The organism is Methylosinus sp. LW4, from assembly GCF_000379125.1.
Taxonomy (GTDB): domain Bacteria; phylum Pseudomonadota; class Alphaproteobacteria; order Rhizobiales; family Beijerinckiaceae; genus Methylosinus.
The window spans coordinates 1,162,811-1,180,974 of record NZ_KB900626.1 but is presented as its reverse complement, the minus strand read 5'-3'; the positions used below and the strand labels follow the sequence as shown (position 1 = coordinate 1,180,974).

Sequence of the window (18,164 nt, the reverse complement as noted above, 5' to 3'; positions counted from 1 at the left end):
CGATATGGTTAATGGGCGGTGAACTGCTAATCTCCCGGCAGCGCGATTCTGAGCCCGCCAATGGATACACGCCTTTGCTGACCTTCGAGAACGTCGGCCTGCGCTATGGAAACGGCAGCGAGATATTGAGCGATCTCGCTTTTTCCATCACGCCGCGCTCGTTCCAATTCCTCACCGGACCCTCGGGCGCCGGCAAGACGACGCTTTTGAAGCTCGTCTTGCTGTCGCTGAAGCCGACGCGCGGGCGAATCACCCTCTTCGGCAAGGATACGGAGACGCTGGACAAGGACTCCGTCACCGACATTCGTCGGCGCATCGGCGTCGTCTTCCAGGACTTCCGCCTGCTGGAGCATCTCAATTTATACGAGAATGTCGCTTTGCCGCTGCGCGTCATCGGCCGCGAGGAGACGAGCTATCGCGCCGAGGTGCTGGAGCTCTTGCGCTGGGTCGGCCTCGACGAGCGCATCGCCAGCCGGCCGAGCGTGCTCTCGGGCGGCGAGAAGCAGCGCGCCGCCATCGCCCGCGCGCTGATCGTGCGGCCGGAGCTGCTGCTCGCCGACGAGCCGACCGGCAATCTCGACCCCACTCTGGCGCGGCGGCTGCTGCGGCTGTTCGTGGAATTGCACAAGAGCGGCACCTCGGTGGTCATCGCCACCCATGATCTCGCTCTGATGGATCAATATGAGAGCGCGCGCCGCCTGGTGCTCGCGGATGGGCGGCTGCATGTCTTCGAATGACGCCAAGCCTCGCCCGGAGCCCCGCCTCGGCCTGCGCCCCGCCGCCGCGGCGGCCAAGGAGGCCGCGCCCGAGGAGGCGCTCGGGCGGGAGACGCCGCTCGTTCCCACCTCCTCTATCGCCGGACGCTCGCTCGTCATCGTCATCGCCATCATGACCTTTCTGGCGGCGCTCTCGGCCGGGGCGGCGCTGATGGTCGCCGACGCCAGCGTCGACTGGCGGCGCGAGGTGGCGCGCGAGGCCAGCGTGCAGATCCGCCCTTTGCCCGGCCGCGACATAGAAGCCGACGTCAGCAAGGCGACCTCGGTCCTCGTCGCCGCCGAGGGCGTGCGCGACGTGCGCGTCTATACGAAGGCGGAGTCGGAGGCGCTGCTCGCGCCCTGGCTCGGCCAGGGCCTCGATTTCGCCGAGCTGCCGGCCCCGCGCATGATCGTCGTGAAGCTGGACGACAGCCGCCGCGCCGATCTCGACGCGCTGCGCCGCGAGCTGGCCCAGGCGCTGCCGAGCGCGGCGCTGGACGATCACCGGCTGTGGGTGGAGCGGCTCGGCCAGATGGCGCGCACAGTTGTGGCGGTCGCCGCGCTGGTCTTCGTGCTGATCGTCGTCGCCATGGGCCTCGCCGTCGCCTTCGCCACACGCGCGGCCATGGTCGGCAATCGCGAGATCATCGAGGTGCTGCATCTCGTCGGCGCGGCGGACAAATATATCGCCCAGCAGTTCCAGCGCCGCTTCCTGGTGCTGGGCCTGCGCGGCGGCCTCATCGGCGGCGCCTCGGCCATGGGCTTTTTTCTCTTCGCCGGCTATCTCGCCAGCCGCTGGACGGCGACGCCGGACGGCGATCAGCTGGAGGCCATGTTCGGCAGCTTCTCGCTGGGGCCGCTCGGCTTCACCGTCGTCGGCCTCATCTCGGCCGCGGCCGGGCTGCTCACCGGCTTCATGTCTCAGGAGATCGTGTTCCGCCAATTGCGGCGGCTGGACGGGGCCGAGTAAACTCTAACCGGGCATAAATTCCGCCCGGCCCTGGACGGCCTCGAGCGCCGCTTCCATCTTGTCGAGGATTCGCGGCCGGGGACGGCGACGAGACGGGGACCGGCGACGAGGTGGACGCTTGCGAGCGCATGCGCGATACGGGAAAGCAAGAGGATGGGCCGCGCCCGGACGCTGGCGCCTCGCGGTCCTCGCTCTTTTCTGCTTTCTGGCCTCCGCCTTCGTAGCCGGCTTCATCGGCTTCGCCCTCTCGCTGGAGCGGACCGAATCGACCCTGACCGTGCAGGCCGATGGCGTCGTCGTGCTGACCGGCGGCTCCGACCGCGTCTATGAGGCGGGCGGGCTCTTAGCTCGCGGCCAGGCGCGCCGGCTGCTCATCACCGGGGTCAATCGGGCGACGCGCGGCCATGAGATCGCCAAGCTGCTGCCGGTCTCCCGGGAGCTGTTCGAATGCTGCGTCGATCTCGGCTACCGCGCCCAGGACACGATCGGCAATGCGCGGGAGACGCGCGACTGGGCGCAGGCGCATGGCATCGGCAGAGGCTCGCTCATCATCGTCACCTCCAATTATCATATGCCCCGCGCTCTGGCCGAGCTCTCGGCGGCGCTGCCGGGGGCGGAACTCTATCCTTTCGCCGTGGTCAGCGACCATCTTCGCGTCGAGGACTGGCTCGGCGATCTCGCCGTGACGCGGCTCATCGCGGCCGAATATGTCAAATATCTCTATGTCCTGCTGCGCACCCGGCTGCTGGAGCCGGGTCTCTCCGCGACCGCTCTCGCCCCGGCCGAGACCGCCCGCCTCACGGCGCAAGCGCGCTGAATCGGTCGGCGCAGCGCCCGAGAAAGCGCGCCGGCCCGACCGAGCGGCGGTTCCGTTCGACGAAAAAGCGCATTAGAAGGCTTTCGCGTCCCACCTTTTCGCGAAACCCGACGGGCGACCAAAGCATGCTCTTCCTGCGCTCGCTGCTGTTCCACATCGCTTTCTACGTCAGCCTCATGACGCTGCAGATCATCTGGCTGCCCGCGCTGCTGATGAAGCGGCACGCCTCCATGACGCTCGGCCGCGTCTGGGGGAGAACGTCGCTCTTCTGGCTCGAGAAGATCGTCGGGCTGAAATTCGAGTTTCGCGGCCTCGAGAATATTCCGAAAGGGCCGGTCATCGTCGCCTGCAAGCATCAGTCGACTTGGGAGACCTTCGTCCTGCCGCTGCATTCGCCGGATTTCTCCTATATTCTCAAGCGCGAGCTGGTGTTCATCCCCTTTTTCGGCTGGTATCTGATGGGCGCCGAGCAGATCGGCATTGATCGCGCCAAGGGCGGCAAGCTGCTGCCGCAGCTGATCGAGAAGACCAAGGCGCTGTTCGCCCAAGGCCGGCAATTGTTCATCTTTCCCGAGGGGACGCGGCGTCCGGCGGGCGCGCCGCCGCTCTATAAGTTCGGCGTCGCGATGCTCTATCGCGAGACCGGCGCGGCCTGTCTGCCCGTGGCGCTGAATTCCGGCCTGTTCTGGGGGCGCCGCGCCTTCATCGTGCGGCCGGGAACCGTGGTCATCGAATATCTGCCGATCATCCCGCCGGGGCTCGAGCCGCGGGACTTCTTCGAGCGCATGCAGAACACGATCGAAAGCGCCTCCGACCGCCTCATCGCGGAGGCGGTGGCGCGAGATCCCTCGCTCGCCGCCGTCGTCGAGCGCGGCCGCAAGACGGCGCCGGCGAGCGCCTGAGCCTACCGGCCGTAGGCGGTCAGCTCGCGAGCGCCGGCGGAAAGCGCCTTGCGGTCGCGCAGCGGATAGTCGGCCTCGACGATGTAAGGCCCGCCGCCGACCGAATCGCGCGAGGAGAACAGCACGAAGCGCGCCGCCTCGAAGCGCATGGGCGGAAAATAGCCGCGCGCGCCGAGATAGGCCGCGACTGAGGAGCTGGACGCCCCGCGCAGGCGCGCGAGCGTCACATGCGGCACGAATTTGCGCGGCTCGGGCGGAATGCCGATGCGCCGCAGCAGGCGCTCCTGCTCCGCCTGTAGCTCGGCCAGCGCCGAATCGGCGCGCGCCTTCACCACTATGGCGCGCGGCTTGTCGCCACCGAAGCTCGACAGCTCTTCCAGCGTGATCGAGACGGGAGGACGGCGGATGGCGGCCAGCGTCATGGCCGCGTCATGGCCGAGCGCATCGTCCACATCGCCGATGAAGCGCAGCGTGATGTGATAATTTTCCGCGTCGATCCAGCGGGCTCCCGGAACGCCTCCGCGCAGAGCGGCGAGATCGCCGGCGACGAGAGGGGGGATTTCGAGGGCGGTGAACAGTCTGGGCATCGCAGGTCCTCCATCCTGGCCTCGCAAGGCGCTCGGGGAGTGGGAAAGGCGAAGTCGCTGTCTGCTCGCTCGGCCCCTTGCCCGGCCGCGAATACGGCGGAGCGACGGGGCCGTTGTCGGCGCCTCCTCGCGGATCGGCGCGCCGCAATGGCGCGCGCTAAGGATGGTGTCGGCACTATATCGAGAATGCGACGGCTGTAACGAAAATCCGGCGTGTGAACGGATTTTTTCTCACGGCCTCGCTCGCGGCCTCGCTCAGCGCTGCGCGGCGCCCTGACGCGTCGATCGCAGGGAATCGAGGCGCTTCTCCACCAGAGGCGCGACGCCGGCGACGATCCGCGCCACGCCGGCCCGGCTCGGATGCAATCCGTCGACGAGGGTCATGCCCTTCTCTCCGACGACGCCCTCGAGAAAGAAGGGATAGAGCGGCAGGCCGCGCCGCGCCGAGAGATCGGGGAAAATGGCGTCGAAGGCTTTTTTCTGCTCCTCGCCGAAATTGGCGTTGGCCAGCATTCCGGCGAGCACCACGGCGAGCCCCTTCTCCTCGGCGGCGGCGATGATTTTTTCCAGATTGCCGCGCGTCGTCGCCGGATCGAAGCCGAGCAGCATGTCATTGGCGCCGAGCTCGAGAATCATCAGATCGCCGCCGTCGCGCAGCGCATAGGAGACGCGCGCGAGCCCGCCTCTCGTGGTGTCGCCGGAGACGCTGGCGTTGACGACGCGGGCGTCATAGCCGTCATTTTTCAGCCGGGCCTCGAGCTGCGCCGGAAAGGAGGCGTCCGCCGGCAGCTGAAAGCCGGCGCTGAGACTGTCGCCGAAGGCGATGATGCGCAGCGGCTCGGCCGCGGCGGGCAGAGAGATCATGGTGAGAAGCGCCAAAATCGCGGCGGCGCAGAGCAGCGCCACCGGGCCGAGCGGACGAAAGCGCGGCCGCGCACTGGAAACCGGCGGCGCCTTCGCATATGTCGGGGCGGGCGTCTTTGCCGGCTCGCGAGAGCGGCGGCGGGCGCAGCGGCAAACCATTAGGACCTCCAAAGTGCAGCGGCCGGTCATCGAGCTCGAGGACGTCGATCTCACCCTCGGAGCGGGCGCGGCGCGCGTCCATGTGCTCAAGAACATAAGCCTCGCCGTCGCGCCCGGCGAGGCTGTCGGCCTCGTCGGACCCTCGGGCTCGGGGAAATCCACATTGCTGATGACGCTAGCTGGCCTCGAGCGGCCCGATTCCGGCAAGGTGCTGGTCGACGGCAGCGACCTCGCCCGGCTCGATGAAAATGCGCTGGCGCGGTTCCGTGGAGGGAAGATAGGGGTCGTCTTCCAGTCTTTCCAGCTCATCGCGACGATGACGGCGCTGGAGAATGTCGCCATTCCGCTGGAGCTCGCCGGCCGCGCCGACGCTTTCGAGCGCGCCGCGCAGGAGCTGGAGGCCGTGGGCCTTCGCCATCGCCTCTCCCATTATCCGGCGCAAATGTCCGGCGGCGAGCAGCAGCGCGTCGCCATCGCCAGGGCGCTCGCGCCCGACCCCGTGATTCTCGTCGCCGACGAGCCGACCGGCAATCTCGATTCGGAGACCGGCGCGGCCATCGTCGATCTCATCTTCGCGCAAAAGGCGCGGCGCTCGGCGACGCTGGTGCTGGTGACGCACGACCCCTCCCTCGCCGCCCGCTGCGACCGCGCCGTGCGATTGCGCTCCGGCCGCATAGAGGACGAGGCGCCGGCGTCATGAGGGCGAGATTCATCTCGCGCCTGCCGCTGGCGCTGCGTTTCGCCCTGCGCGACCTCTCCGGCGATCTGCGCGGCTTTTCCGTCTTCATCGCCTGCATCGTCATCGGCGTCGCCGCCATTTCCGGCGTCGGCGCCGTGTCGCGCTCGCTCGCCGACGGCCTCGCCCGCGAGGGGCGCACGATTCTGGGCGGCGACGTCTCCGTCGCCACCACAATGCGGCGGCTCTCGCCGCAGGAGCGCGAGTTCTTGGAGCGCGACGGCCGCGTCTGCGAGATCGGCCTGATGCGCGCCATGGCCCGCTCGGCGAGCGGCGAGGCCGCGCTGATCGAAATAAAGGCCGTCGATTCGGCCTATCCCGGCCAAGGCGCGGTCGGGCTCACTCCCGCGCAGCCGCTCGCCGAGGCTCTGGCGCCGCGCGGCGGCGGCTTCGGCCTCGTCGCCGACGCCGGACTTATCGCCCGGCTCGGCCTCGAGATCGGCGACTCTGTGAAGATCGGCTCCGGCTCCTTCACGCTCACAGCCGAGCTTGCGAGCGAGCCGGACAAGCTCGCCGGGGCCTTCGGCTTCGGCGCGCGCGTGCTGATGAGCCAGGAGGCGCTGAAGGCGACCGGGCTGATGCAGCCGGGCGCCGTGGTGCGCTGGCTGACACGCGTCTCGCTCGGCAAGACCGAAGCCGTCGCCAGCGACGCCGAGGTGAAGCGTTTCATCACGGCGCTGACCGCGGCTTTTCCCGACGCCGGCTGGGATTTGCGCGAGCGGGACGCGGTCTCCCCGCAATTCTCGCGCAGTCAGGAACGCTTCACCCAGCTGCTGACGCTGGTGGCGCTGACCGCGCTGGTCGCGGGCGGCGCCGGCGTCGCCAACGCCGTTTCCGGCTTCGTCGCCAGAAAGCGCGACGCTTTCGCAATTTTAAAAGCGCTGGGCGCGCCGGCCTCGCGCGTCTTCGCAATGGCGCTCGTCGAGGTGCTGCTGGTCGCCGGCCTCGCCGTCATCGGCGGCCTCGCCATTGGCGCGACCTTTCCCTATCTCGCCGACCTCTCTCTTTCGGCCTCCATTCCCCTGCCCTTCGCGCCGACGCTCGACGCGCGCTCGCTCGCGGTTGGAGCGGCCTATGGGCTGCTGGTGGCGCTGATCTTCGCCTTGCCGCCGCTCGGCCGCGCCTATGGGACGCCCGTCGCGCGGCTATTGCGCGACGAGGCCGAGGAGAAAGCCCCTCCCCGCGTCTTTCTGCTCGCAGCGCTCGCCGCCGCGGCTGTTCTCGTGGCCCTGGTCATGCTCACCGCCGCCGACAAGAAGCTCGCGGCGACCTATATCGCCGCCACCGCCACGGCCTTCGTGCTGCTGCGCGGCGTCGCGGCTCTCGTCGTCCGTGCGGCGCGGCGCTTCGCCCATGCGCCCGGCGCGCGGCTGCGCCATGCGATCGGCAATATTCGCCGCCCCAAGAGCCTCGCCGCGACATTGATCGTCTCGCTCGGCGTGACTCAGACGCTTCTCGTCGCGCTGGCGCTGATCGAGGGCTCGATTCACGCGGAATTGTTCCAGGCGCAGAAGAGCCGCACACCGAGCTTCTATTTCGTCGACGTCGCCAAGGAGCAGGCGGACGAATTCGCCGCCTTCCTCTCCTCCTTCTCCCCCGACGCCCGCATCGAGCATGTGCCGATGATGCGCGGCCGCATCGTCGCCGTGAAGGGCGTGCGCTCCGAGAATCTGAAGCCCCCGGACGATATCGCCTGGGCGCTGGAGGGCGACCGCGGCGTCACCTTCGCCGCGACGCCGCCCAAGGGCTCGGAGATCGTCGCCGGACAATGGTGGGAGGATGGACGCAGCGGCCCGCCCCTCGTCTCGCTGGAGGCGCGCGTCGCCGAAGGGCTCGGCCTCGCAGTCGGCGACGAGATCGTCGTCAATGTGCTCGGCCGCGATCTCACCGTCCGCATCGCCAATCTGCGCCGCGTCGACTGGCGCAGCTATGGCATTAATTTCATGATGGTGTTCTCGCCCGACGCCTTCGCCGATGCGCCCTTCTCGGAGATTTTCACCGTCGCCTTCGCCGATCGCGACGATCCGCAGCGCGACAAAAGGCTGACGCGCGAGGCGGCGACGCGCTTCCCGCAAGTCGCGGCGCTGCGCGTGAAAGATGCGCTGGAGGCGGTGGAGAAGATCGCCGATCAGCTGACCTTCGCGGCGCGGGCGGCCGCGGGCCTCGCCATTGTGACGGCGGCGCTGGCGCTGGGGAGCGCGGTGGCCGCGAGCCAGCGCGGACGCCAGCGCGACGCCATAATATTGAAGACGCTGGGCGCGACGCGCGCTTGGCTGACCGGCGCCTTCGCGCTGGAATTCGCTCTGCTCGGCCTCGTGGCCGGCCTCTTCTCTGTCATCGCGGGCGCCGGCGCGGCGGCCTTCATATTGGAGGCGCTGATGCGGATGGATTTCGTCTTCCGCCCGTGGCCGGTCGCGCTGACGACGCTCGGCGCTCTGGCCTTCGCCGTCGGCCTCGGCCTCTTGGGCAGCTGGCGCGTGCTCGGCGAGAAGCCCGGCCCGGCTCTGCGCCGCCAATAAAGGCGAAAAACGCCGCTCCGGCGACGTTTTCGGCTATACGAAGCGGGTTTTTCGCGCTTCCACCCTTGCCGGGAGAGATCGCTCGCCTTAAAAGGCGGGCTTCGCCGGCGTTCAGGGGGCTGGACGCGAGATGATCGCGCTCGCCCTCGAACAAGCGTTGAGCCCATGCCCCAGCTTCTACCCGAACGCAAGAAACTGCCCGTTCCCGACAACGGCGACTTTTCGTTCTCGCAGATCTTCGCCTCCATCGGCGGCGGTCTCGCGGGCGCGGCCGTGTTCGCCGTCCTCACCAAGGGCACTTCGGCGTCGGTTCTGTTCGCCTTTCTCGCGCCGCTGCCGATTTCCATCGTCGCGCTCGGCTTCGGCCTGCGCCATGGCGCGACCGCGGGCCTCATCGCGACCGGCCTGCTGTCGATCTGGCCCAATCCGATCTTCGGCCTCGTCTACGCTTTTCTGGTCGCGCTGCCGGCGCTCGCCGCCGCCTATGTCGTCTCTGGAGCCAATTGGCGCGGCCGCGAGCTGGTGACGTCCCATGCGCCGGCCTGGGCGGTGCTCGCCGCCGGCGGCGCGGTCGCAGCCGCCGTTTCGGCGGCGGTCGCCATAGCGGCGATTCGTTTCGGCAGCCTCGACGAGGCGCTGAACCCGCTGCGGGCGCGCGCCTTCATGGCGATCGAGGATCTCATCCGCACGCAGGACCTCGGCGACAAGCTCGACGCCAGCCAGCTTTCGGCGCTCGTCGTCTTCGCCTTTCCGGCGACGCTCGCCGCGCTCACTCTGTTCAGCCATGCGCTCAATCTCTGGGGCGCAGGCCTGCTCGCCCGCGCCTCGGAGGCGCTGCCGCGGCCCTGGCCCGACATTGCGCAGGAATTCGTGCTGCCGCGCGCGGCGGCCGGGGCCTTTCTCGCCGCCTGCGCCCTCGCCTTTCTCGGCGACCTCCCGGGCGAGATCGGTCTGGTGCTCGCCGAGACGCTCGGCCTCGCTCTCGCGATGCAGGGCCTCGCCGTCGTTCACTTTCTGCTGCGCGGCACGCGCATCGGCGGAGTGACGCTCACCGTCATCTATATCGTCATCGGCCTGTTCGCCTGGCCGATCGTCCTATTCACCGTCATCGGCGTCGCCGATGCGGCGTTTTCGTTCCGAAGCCGCAGGCAAGCGGCGCAGGCGCGGCGCGGCTGAGATCGCCGCGGCATCAATTCGAGAGACACGAGGAGAGAGAACCCATGGTCGATGTCATTCTGCTGGAGCGCGTGGCCAAGCTCGGCCAGATGGGCGACACCGTTCGCGTGCGCGACGGCTATGCGCGCAACTTCCTGCTCGCGCGCGGCAAAGCGCTGCGCGCCACGGAAAGCAACAAGAAGCATTTCGAGACGCAGCGCGCTCAGATCGAGGCGCGCAACCTCACCGCCCGCAAGGAGGCCGAGGCCGTCGCCGAGAAGCTCGAGGGTCAGAGCTTCGTCATCATCCGCCAGGCCGGCGAGAGCGGCCATCTCTATGGCTCCGTGGCCCCGCGCGATATTTCCGACGCGGCGACCGCCGGCGGCTTCTCGCTCAATCGCAATCAGATCGAGCTGCAGCATCCGATCAAGGCGCTCGGCCTGCATAATGTGCCGGTGCAGCTGCATCCCGAGATCGAGGTGAAGATCATCGTCAACGTCGCCCGCTCCGCCGAGGAGGCCGAGCGTCAGGCGCGCGGCGAGGCCGCCGCCGTCCGCGAGGAGACGACGCTGGACGATCTCGGCCTCGAGGTCGGCGCCGCTCTGGCCGAGGCCGGCGACGTCGAGCTCTGATCGCTCGCGACCGATTCGTTCTATCGAAAAAGGCCGAAGACGCCCGCGTCTCCGGCCTTTTTCATGCGCCAGCGATTCGCCGTGGCGAAATTGTCACACTCAAATGATTTCACGCAGATACGCCACAAGCTGAGCTGTAGCATGTGGAAATGACTCACAAAGTCGCTGCGCGCCGTCCGATCGGCCTTCGCGCGATCTTTGTCATTGGCGCCGCTCTCTCCTTCGGGCAAATTCGCCGCCGTTCTCGAGTGCCTGTCGCAACGCGTTCACGAGCATCGAAGACATCCATCAGAGGCAATGAGGCGAAAGGCCGGGCGGACGTTCCCGCGATTCGGGGGAGCAGTCGACCGGCCGCCTATGGCGCTCGACTCCCTCGCGCGGGAGCGGAGCTCCGGTCCTTCGGCGATGTTCTTCGCGTCGTGATGACCATGCTCCGTCCCGTTTCAGAGAGAGAGATGCTCGACCAGCCCGCCTATCGCACGCCGCCACATAACATCGAAGCCGAGCAGGCGCTGCTCGGCGCCATATTGGTCAATAATGACGCTTTCGATCGCGTCTCCGATTTCCTGCGCTCCGAGCATTTTTCCGAAGAACTGCACAGGCGCATCTTCGAGGTCGCGTCGCAGATCATTCGCGCCGGCCGCGTCGCCACTGTGGTGACGCTGAAGACGCATCTGGGCGATATGGAGCTGCCCGGCGGCGTCACCATGCAGGCCTATCTCGCGCGGCTCGCCCGCGAGGCGACGACGATCATCAACGCCGAGGATTACGGCCGCACGATCCATGATCTCGCCGTGCGGCGCGAGCTGATCGTCATCGGCGAGGATATCGTCAATTCCGCCTTCGACGCGCCGGTCGATCAGGCGCCGCGCCAGCAGATCGAGGAAGCCGAGCGCAAGCTCTATGCGGTGGCCGAGACCGGCCGCTATGACGGCGGCTTTCAGCGTTTCGCCGACGCGCTCTCCACCGCCATGGATATGGCGAGCAGCGCCTATCAGCGCGATGGGCATCTCTCCGGCGTCGCCACTGGTCTCGTCGATCTCGACGAGAAGATGGGCGGGCTGCAGAAGTCCGATCTCATCATCGTCGCCGGCCGTCCCGGCATGGGCAAGACGGCGCTCGCCACCAATATCGCCTTCAACATCGCCAAGGCCTATGTGCCGGAGCAGTTGCCGGACGGCTCGATCAAGGCGGCGAATGGCGGCATCGTCGGCTTCTTCTCGCTCGAAATGTCGGCCGAGCAATTGGCGACGCGCGTCATCGCCGAGCAATCCGGCGTGCCCTCCTACAAGATCCGCCGCGGCGACATAAACGAGGACGATTTCCGCCGCATCGCCGAGGCGGCGCGCGAGATGCAGAGCGTGCCCTTCTTCATCGATCAGAGCGGCGGCATTTCCATCGCCCAGCTCACCGCGCGAGCGCGGCGCTTGAAGCGCCAGCGCGGGCTCGATCTGCTCGTCGTGGATTATCTCCAGCTGCTCTCCGGCTCCAAATCGCGCGGCGACAATCGCGTGCAGGAGCTGACCGAGATCACCACGGGCCTCAAGGCGCTGGCCAAGGAGCTGGCGGTGCCGGTCATCGCGCTCTCGCAGCTCTCGCGTCAGGTCGAGAGCCGCGACGACAAGCGCCCGCAGCTCTCCGACCTTCGCGAATCGGGCTCGATCGAGCAGGACGCCGACGTGGTGATGTTCGTCTATCGCGAGGAATATTATCTGCGCAATCGCGAGCCGCGCGAGGGCACGGAGGAGCATATCGCCTGGCAGAACGAGATGGAGCGCGTGCATGGGCGCGCCGAGGCGATCCTCGGCAAGCAGCGTCACGGCCCCACGGGAACGGTGACGCTCGCCTTCGAGGCGGAGGTGACGCGCTTCTCCAATCTCGCCGAGGAGGACAAGCTGCCGGCGCGCATGTGAGCCGGACTCACGCTAGGCGACGCGCGTCGCATCGAAGGCCGGAACCTCGCGCGAAAATGCGTCGAGCCAAGCGAGGAGCGCGGGATATTTCGCGCGCCAAGCGCCTTCGAAACGCAGATCGAGATAGCCGAGCGCGGCGGCGACGGCCACATGGCCGATCGTTGTCGGGCCGGCCGGCGGCGCAGCGTCCAGCGCAGCGAGCGCGCGGTCGAGCTTGCCGCTCTGCAAGGCGATCCAATCGGCGGAGCGCAGCGCCTCCGACCGTGTGATTTCGTAACGGATCAGCAGCGCGGCGTCGTTCATGCCGTCGCCGAGCGCCTGCAGCGTCAGCGCTGCGATTCGCGCGGCGGGATCCTGCGGAATGAGCTTGCCGCCGGCGAGAAGATCGAAATATTCGCAGATCACGCGGCTGTCATAGATGGTCTCGCCGCTGTCGAGGATGAGCACGGGCACCTTGCCGAGCGGGTTTTGCGCGCGCAGCGAATCGGCAGGATTTGTCGTGTCGGCGCCGACGAGCTCGACGCTCGCGCCGAGGCCGAGCAGCTCGGCGACGATGCGGCACTTGCGGGCGTAGGGCGAAGCCGCGGAATAGCGTAGAATGGGCATAGGCTCCCTCACGTCGAAAAAGGCGTCGTCGAGCAATAGGACGTAACGAAGATGACCGCCAGTCCCGAAGAGATCGCCGCCGGCCAAGCCGTCTACACGCCCTCGGTTCTGCGGCTCTACGATCTTCTGGTGCTCGGCCTCTCCAACCGCTTCGTCTGGAAATGTCCGACGCCGCGCCTACGCGCGCTCTATGACGCGCATGTGTCGGGCAATCATCTCGATGTCGGCGTCGGCACGGGCTATTACCTCGACCATTGCCGCTTTCCCGCCGCCGCGCCGCGCGTCGCGCTGATGGATTTGAACGCGGACGCTCTGCGCTTCGCGGCGGCGCGCATCGCGCGCTATTCGCCGGAGAGCTACCGGCGCAATGTGCTGGAGCCGATCGCTTTCGACACGCCGAAATTCGACTCTGTCGGCGTCAATTATCTGCTGCATTGCCTGCCGGGCGCGATAGTGGAAAAGGCCGTCGTCTTCGACCATCTGAAGGCGCGGACGAATGAGGGCGCCGTCTTTTTCGGCTCGACCTTGCTGCAAGGCGGCGTCGAGCGCTCCGGCGCGGCGCGGCGGCTGATGGAATTCTACAATCGTAAAGGCGTGTTCTCGAACAGGGACGACGATCTCGTTGGATTGCGCGATGCGCTCCGGGAGCGCTTCCGCAATGTCGAGATCGACGTTGTCGGCTGCGCCGCCGTGTTCGTCGCGCATGATTGACGGATCGCGCGAGCCTTTCGGCTCGCGCCTCCGACGCCGTCACTCGTAGATCGCGCTCAGCACCACATGGAACTTCGCGACCGAATTGCCGATATTCTTGACCTCGTAATGAATCTCGGTCTCGTCCTTCGTGTCGACTGTCTGCGACTGCGGGAAAGGCTTGACCTCCGTCACCGTGTAATGACGCCAAACGCGCGTCACCTCGAGCGAGGTGTCCTGGTTGAAGCCGGTCGCCGTGCTGCCGGTGGCGAAAGGCACGGCCTGCGCGTCCCACACCGCATTGAAGGGCGAGGCGTTGTTCCACCAGCCATGAACGGTCGCGCCCGGCGCGAGGGTGAGCTCGGTCTTGGTGTCGATGAAAAGCACTTTGGACATTTTCAATCTCCTATCTGAAACCGTCGCGTGAAATCATTGCGATCGGATGCAGAGGAGATTAGTCGCGGCGCGCCTTCATCGCCGTGCGTGCGAGCACAGAGCGCGCTTCAACGAGTCTCGCCATAGAGCGCGGACAGCGGAAAGACGAGGCCAGGCGGATCGAGCGTGATATCACCGTCACGAATGATGCGCGTCAGAATATCGCTCCCCTCCCCGCGACGATGATGAATGACGAGCGGCGAATCTGGATCGACGATGAGATAATGCACGACGCTCTCTATGCGAAAATATCCGACGAGCTTGCCGAGAGCGTCATTGCGCCCCGTGGTGGATGACAGCGCCTCGACGATGATGAGAGGAGTCTCGATCAGCATCGTGTCCGGCGGCAGCTCCGGTCCGCAATAGAGCTGCGCATCCGGCTCGAAGACCGTCGTCGCATCGACCCGCACCGCCATTCCGTCCGGCAGCACATGGCACGGCGCACTTGCGCGACGCACAGCGTCCTGCAGCGCGACCAAGACGGCAAGCTTCGCTTTTGCATGCGCGATTCTCTCCGCCGCCTGGACGAAGACCTCGCCGTCGACGAGCTCGTGACGGCCTGATCGTCCTTCGGCCCAGACCACGAACTCTTCGGCGGTCATTTTCGTCTTCGGCGGAACGCTCATGGAAACATCCTCGTCGCCGAGCGCCATTCGGAGCGTCACCCCTTCAGATCGTCGAAGGGCACCATCACATGCTGGCGATAGGCCGGCCGCTCGCACAGACGCGCATACCAAGCCTCGACATTGGGGAGCGACGGCCGCTCTATGTCGAGCGAGAAATAGCGAAACAGCGTCGTTCCGGCGGGAATATCGGCGAGCGTCGGCTCGTCGCCGGCGAGGAAAGGACGATCCGCCAGCCAGCTGTCGAGGAAGCGATAATGCTGCGCGCAGCGCGCGACGGCGGCGTTGATCGCCGGCCAGTCGCGCTTTTCCTCCGGCGTACGGTAATAGCCCATGAACACGCCGTCGACGAAGGCCGGCTGCAGAGTCGTCTGCGCCCAATCCATCCAGCGATCGGGGAAGGAGCGCGTCGCCGGATCCGCCGGCCAGAACGCCTCGCCGCCATGGCGTGCGGCGAGATAGCGCAGAATGGCGTGAGATTCCCACACCACCACGCCCTCGTCGTCGATGACCGGAATGCGGCCATGCGGATTTTTCGCGCGAAATTGCGGATCGTCCAGCCCGCCGAAAGCGCCGCCGAGCGGCACATGGGCGTGATCGAGCGCGAGCTCGCCGACGAGCCACATGACCTTCTGCACATTGAAGGAGTTGCGCCGTCCCCAGATCGTGAGCATGCGTTCGTCTCCTTCTTCGGCAATCTCGGCGTTGCGGCAATCTAGCCCGAGGCGTGGGCGCGCGCCATTGACGTGGGGTTGCGTTTATCGAAGCGGCGTCGCTGCGCGCAGCGAGAGCAATTCATGAAAGCAAATTGCGTTTCGCCGAAAATCCCCCGGCGAAATGCGTCTTCGGCCGCGACGAAGGCTCAGGCTGTCTCGCCGCCCGCGTCGCCGGCCGCCTCGTCCTCGCCAGCGTCGGCCAAATGCTCGACCGAGACGACGCGCTCGCCCTCCGCCGTGTCGAAGACGATGACGCCCTGCGTGCCGCGGCCCGCAATGCGTATGCCTTCCACCGGGCAGCGGATGAGCTGGCCACCATCCGTCACCAGCATGATCTCATCGCCGCGCCCGACGGGGAAGGAGGCGACGAGCTTGCCGTTGCGGGCGTTCACCGCCATGGCGACGATGCCTTTGCCGCCGCGGCCGGTGATGCGATATTCGAACGAGGAGCTTCGCTTGCCATAGCCGTTCTCGGAGACGGTCAGGATGATCTGCTCGGCCTGCTCCATCTCACGATAGCGCGCCTCGGTCAGCTCGATCGCCGTCGAGGCCTCCTCGGTCTCCGCCGCGCCCTCCTCCGCGCCGTCCGCTCCCGCATTGCGGCGCTGCGCGGCGGCTCGCTTGAGATAGGCGGCGCGCTCGTCGCCGACGGCCTCGAAATGCCGCAGGATCGATAGTGAGATCACGCGGTCGTCGCCAGCGAGCGCTATGCCGCGCACGCCCATCGAGGTGCGGCCCTGGAAGACGCGCACGTCGCTGACCGGGAAGCGAATGCACTGCCCCTCGCGCGTCGTCAGCAGAATATCCTCCTGCTCCGCCGCTGTGGCGACATCGACGATGGCCTCGCCTTCATCGAGCTTCATGGCGATGATGCCGGAGCGCCGCACATCGGAGAAGTCCGAGAGCTTGTTGCGGCGCACCGTGCCGCCCGTCGTCGCGAAGATAGCGTCGAGCGTCGCCCAGCTCGATTCGTCCTCCGGCAGCGGCATGATGGTGGTGATGCGCTCGTCCTGCTCCAGCGGCAGCAGATTGACCAGCGCCTTGCCGCGCGCCTGCGGCGCCGCCAGCGGCAGACGCCAGACCTTCTCCTTGTACGCCCTGCCGAGCGAGGAGAAGAACAGCACCGGCGTATGCGTCGAGGCGACGAAGAGGCGCTGAACGAAATCTTCTTCCTTCGTCTGCATGCCGGAGCGGCCCTTGCCGCCACGCCGCTGCGCGCGATAGGTGGAGAGCGGCACGCGCTTGATATAGCCCGCGTGCGAGACGGTGACGACCATATCCTCTCGCGCGATGAGGTCTTCGTCCTCCACATCGCCGTCGCCATCGACGATCTGCGTCCGGCGAGGCGTCGCATAGGCCTCCTTGACCGCGATCATCTCGTCCTTGACGATTCCGAACAGCTTCTCACGCGAGCGCAGAATCTCGAGATATTCGGCGATCTCGGCGGCGAGCTTGTTCAGCGCCTCGGCGATCTCCTCGCGGCCGAGCGCGGTGAGGCGCTGCAGGCGCAGATCGAGTATCGCGCGCGCCTGCGCCTCGGAGAGGCGGATGGTTCCATCCTCGCTGAGCACATGGCGCGGATCGGCGATCAGCGCCACCAGCGGCGCCATGTCCTTGGCGGGCCATTCGCGCTCCATCAGCGCCTCGCGCGCGGCGGCGGCGTCGGCCGACGTGCGGATGAGGCGAATGACCTCGTCGATATTGGCGACGGCGATGGCGAGGCCGACCTGCAGATGCGCCGCGTCGCGCGCCTTGGCGAGGCGGAATTTGGTGCGCCGCGTGACGACGCTCTCGCGGAAATCCACGAAGGCGACGAGAACGTCCTTCAGCGTCAGCAGCTCGGGCCGGCCGCCATTGAGCGCGATCATATTGACCGGGAAGCTCGATTGCAGGGCCGTATGGCGCCAGAGCTGATTGAGCACCACATCCGCCACCGCGTCGCGCTTCAGCTCGACGACGATGCGCATGCCTTGGCGATCGGATTCGTCGCGGAGATCGGAGATGCCCTCGATCTTCTTCTCGCGGACCAGCTCCGCGATGCGCTCGATCAGCGCGGCCTTGTTCACCTGATAGGGAATCTCGGTGAAGATGATCGCCTCGCGCTCCTTGCGGAGCGTCTCGATCTCGGCCTTGGCGCGCATGATGATCGAGCCGCGCCCGGTCGCATAGGCGTTGCGTATGCCGCCGCGGCCGAGAATCGTCGCCGCCGTCGGGAAGTCCGGGCCGGGCACGATCTCCATCAGCTCGGCGACGCCCATGTCGGGCCGGTCGATCAGCGCTATGGCGGCGTCGATCACCTCGCCGAGATTATGCGGCGGAATATTCGTCGCCATGCCGACGGCGATGCCGCCCGCGCCATTGACGAGGAGATTCGGGAAGCGCGCCGGCAGGACCGTCGGCTCCATCTCCTTGTCGTCATAGTTGGGCTTGAAGTCGACCGTGCCTTCGTCGATGTCCTCGAGCAGGGCCAAAGCCGGCTTGGCGAGGCGCGACTCGGTATAGCGCATGGCCGCCGGCGGGTCGTTGTCGACCGAGCCGAAATTGCCCTGGCCGTCGATGAGCGGCAGCCGCATGGAGAAGGGCTGCGCCATGCGCACCAGCGCGTCATAGATCGCGGCGTCGCCATGCGGGTGATATTTACCCATGACGTCGCCGACGATGCGCGCCGATTTCACATAAGGCTTATCGGGCGTATGGCCGTTCTCGTGCATGGAGAACATGATGCGGCGATGCACGGGCTTCAGCCCGTCGCGCACATCGGGCAGCGCGCGGCTCACGATCACGCTCATCGCGTAATCGAGATAGCTGCGCTTCATCTCGTCGGCGATCGAGACCGGGCGAATGTCTGAGCCGTGCGTCGGAGGCTGCGTGTCGTCTGTGTCGTTCTCGGCCAATGGCTCGCCAATCCGCTTCGATCGTCCCGCGCTCCGCGGCGAAATCCTGCCGCGGCAATGTTGCGCCGGCTCTGGGGAAGAGCGCTTCTCGTCGTCGTCCCGTCTCGCCGACGAAGGCGAGGCGGCTTCAGAGTCCGCCGCCTGGGAGAGCGGCGGGACGCGGAGATCGCGCTCGCGGGACGTTTCGAGCG

General features: G+C 67.0%; 17 protein-coding genes. 10 read left to right on the top strand and 7 right to left on the bottom strand.

What is annotated here, in order from left to right; translation table 11 throughout:
- The first annotated feature begins 74 nt into the window (after window positions 1–74).
- The 4 genes from ftsE to METLW4_RS0106015 all read left to right on the top strand — a co-directional run bounded on the left by ftsE (window position 75) and on the right by METLW4_RS0106015 (window position 3,444).
- Window positions 75–737, top strand: coding sequence for a cell division ATP-binding protein FtsE (gene ftsE, locus METLW4_RS0106035; RefSeq protein ID WP_018265307.1), 663 nt, complete (start codon window positions 75–77; stop codon window positions 735–737).
- Window positions 724–1,725 (top strand): cell division protein FtsX, encoded by a 1,002-nt coding sequence (locus METLW4_RS0106030; protein ID WP_157234930.1) that lies wholly within the window; start codon window positions 724–726, stop codon window positions 1,723–1,725. The genes ftsE and METLW4_RS0106030 overlap by 14 nt, the downstream gene beginning before the upstream one ends.
- A 118-nt stretch (window positions 1,726–1,843) precedes the next feature.
- The gene (locus METLW4_RS0106025; protein WP_018265305.1) at window positions 1,844–2,542 is read left to right on the top strand and encodes a YdcF family protein; all 699 of its coding nucleotides are present in this window, start codon (window positions 1,844–1,846) and stop codon (window positions 2,540–2,542) included.
- Between the two features lie 125 nt (window positions 2,543–2,667).
- The gene (locus tag METLW4_RS0106015) at window positions 2,668–3,444 is read left to right on the top strand and encodes a lysophospholipid acyltransferase family protein (protein WP_018265303.1); all 777 of its coding nucleotides are present in this window, start codon (window positions 2,668–2,670) and stop codon (window positions 3,442–3,444) included.
- A gap of 2 nt (window positions 3,445–3,446) precedes the next feature.
- Here METLW4_RS0106015 and thpR read toward each other — a convergent pair whose 3' ends face one another.
- Complete coding sequence (gene thpR / locus METLW4_RS0106010; RefSeq protein ID WP_018265302.1) at window positions 3,447–4,031, bottom strand: RNA 2',3'-cyclic phosphodiesterase; 585 nt, start codon at window positions 4,029–4,031, stop codon at window positions 3,447–3,449.
- A gap of 255 nt (window positions 4,032–4,286) precedes the next feature.
- Window positions 4,287–4,895 carry an arylesterase gene (locus METLW4_RS0106005; RefSeq protein WP_157234928.1) on the bottom strand — a complete coding sequence of 203 codons (609 nt, stop codon included), beginning with the start codon at window positions 4,893–4,895 and terminating at the stop codon, window positions 4,287–4,289.
- Window positions 4,896–5,067: 172 nt separating this feature from the next.
- On the opposite strand from METLW4_RS0106005, the gene METLW4_RS0106000 reads away from it, so the two are divergent.
- The 5 genes from METLW4_RS0106000 (at window position 5,068) to METLW4_RS0105975 (ending at window position 12,009) form a co-directional block, all read left to right on the top strand.
- A complete protein-coding gene (locus tag METLW4_RS0106000) occupies window positions 5,068–5,754 on the top strand; it encodes an ABC transporter ATP-binding protein (protein ID WP_018265300.1) in 687 nt (228 codons plus the stop codon).
- Complete coding sequence (locus METLW4_RS0105995) at window positions 5,751–8,309, top strand: ABC transporter permease (RefSeq protein WP_018265299.1); 2,559 nt, start codon at window positions 5,751–5,753, stop codon at window positions 8,307–8,309. The genes METLW4_RS0106000 and METLW4_RS0105995 overlap by 4 nt, the downstream gene beginning before the upstream one ends.
- 165 nt (window positions 8,310–8,474) lie before the next feature.
- A complete protein-coding gene (locus tag METLW4_RS0105990; protein WP_018265298.1) occupies window positions 8,475–9,485 on the top strand; it encodes a DUF2232 domain-containing protein in 1,011 nt (336 codons plus the stop codon).
- 44 nt (window positions 9,486–9,529) lie between these two features.
- Complete coding sequence (rplI, locus tag METLW4_RS0105985; protein WP_018265297.1) at window positions 9,530–10,096, top strand: 50S ribosomal protein L9; 567 nt, start codon at window positions 9,530–9,532, stop codon at window positions 10,094–10,096.
- Window positions 10,097–10,518: 422 nt separating this feature from the next.
- Window positions 10,519–12,009 carry a replicative DNA helicase gene (locus tag METLW4_RS0105975; RefSeq protein WP_018265295.1) on the top strand — a complete coding sequence of 497 codons (1,491 nt, stop codon included), beginning with the start codon at window positions 10,519–10,521 and terminating at the stop codon, window positions 12,007–12,009.
- 12 nt (window positions 12,010–12,021) lie between these two features.
- Here the strand turns inward: METLW4_RS0105975 and METLW4_RS0105970 are convergent, their stop codons facing one another.
- The gene (locus tag METLW4_RS0105970) at window positions 12,022–12,615 is read right to left on the bottom strand and encodes a glutathione S-transferase (protein WP_026191291.1); all 594 of its coding nucleotides are present in this window, start codon (window positions 12,613–12,615) and stop codon (window positions 12,022–12,024) included.
- Between the two features lie 51 nt (window positions 12,616–12,666).
- Between METLW4_RS0105970 and METLW4_RS0105965 the strand changes: the two genes are divergently transcribed.
- Window positions 12,667–13,326: a class I SAM-dependent methyltransferase gene (locus METLW4_RS0105965; RefSeq protein WP_018265293.1), complete on the top strand. Its 660-nt coding sequence runs from the start codon at window positions 12,667–12,669 to the stop codon at window positions 13,324–13,326.
- 39 nt (window positions 13,327–13,365) lie between these two features.
- On the opposite strand, the gene METLW4_RS0105960 is transcribed toward METLW4_RS0105965, so the two are convergent.
- The 4 genes from METLW4_RS0105960 to gyrA form a co-directional block, all read right to left on the bottom strand.
- A complete protein-coding gene (locus METLW4_RS0105960; protein ID WP_157234926.1) occupies window positions 13,366–13,701 on the bottom strand; it encodes a hypothetical protein in 336 nt (111 codons plus the stop codon).
- 107 nt (window positions 13,702–13,808) lie between these two features.
- Window positions 13,809–14,366 carry a Uma2 family endonuclease gene (locus tag METLW4_RS0105955; RefSeq protein WP_026191290.1) on the bottom strand — a complete coding sequence of 186 codons (558 nt, stop codon included), beginning with the start codon at window positions 14,364–14,366 and terminating at the stop codon, window positions 13,809–13,811.
- 35 nt (window positions 14,367–14,401) lie between these two features.
- A complete protein-coding gene (locus METLW4_RS0105950) occupies window positions 14,402–15,037 on the bottom strand; it encodes a glutathione S-transferase family protein (RefSeq protein ID WP_018265290.1) in 636 nt (211 codons plus the stop codon).
- Between the two features lie 188 nt (window positions 15,038–15,225).
- Window positions 15,226–17,973: a DNA gyrase subunit A gene (gyrA, locus tag METLW4_RS0105945; RefSeq protein WP_018265289.1), complete on the bottom strand. Its 2,748-nt coding sequence runs from the start codon at window positions 17,971–17,973 to the stop codon at window positions 15,226–15,228.
- Window positions 17,974–18,164 lie beyond the last annotated feature (191 nt).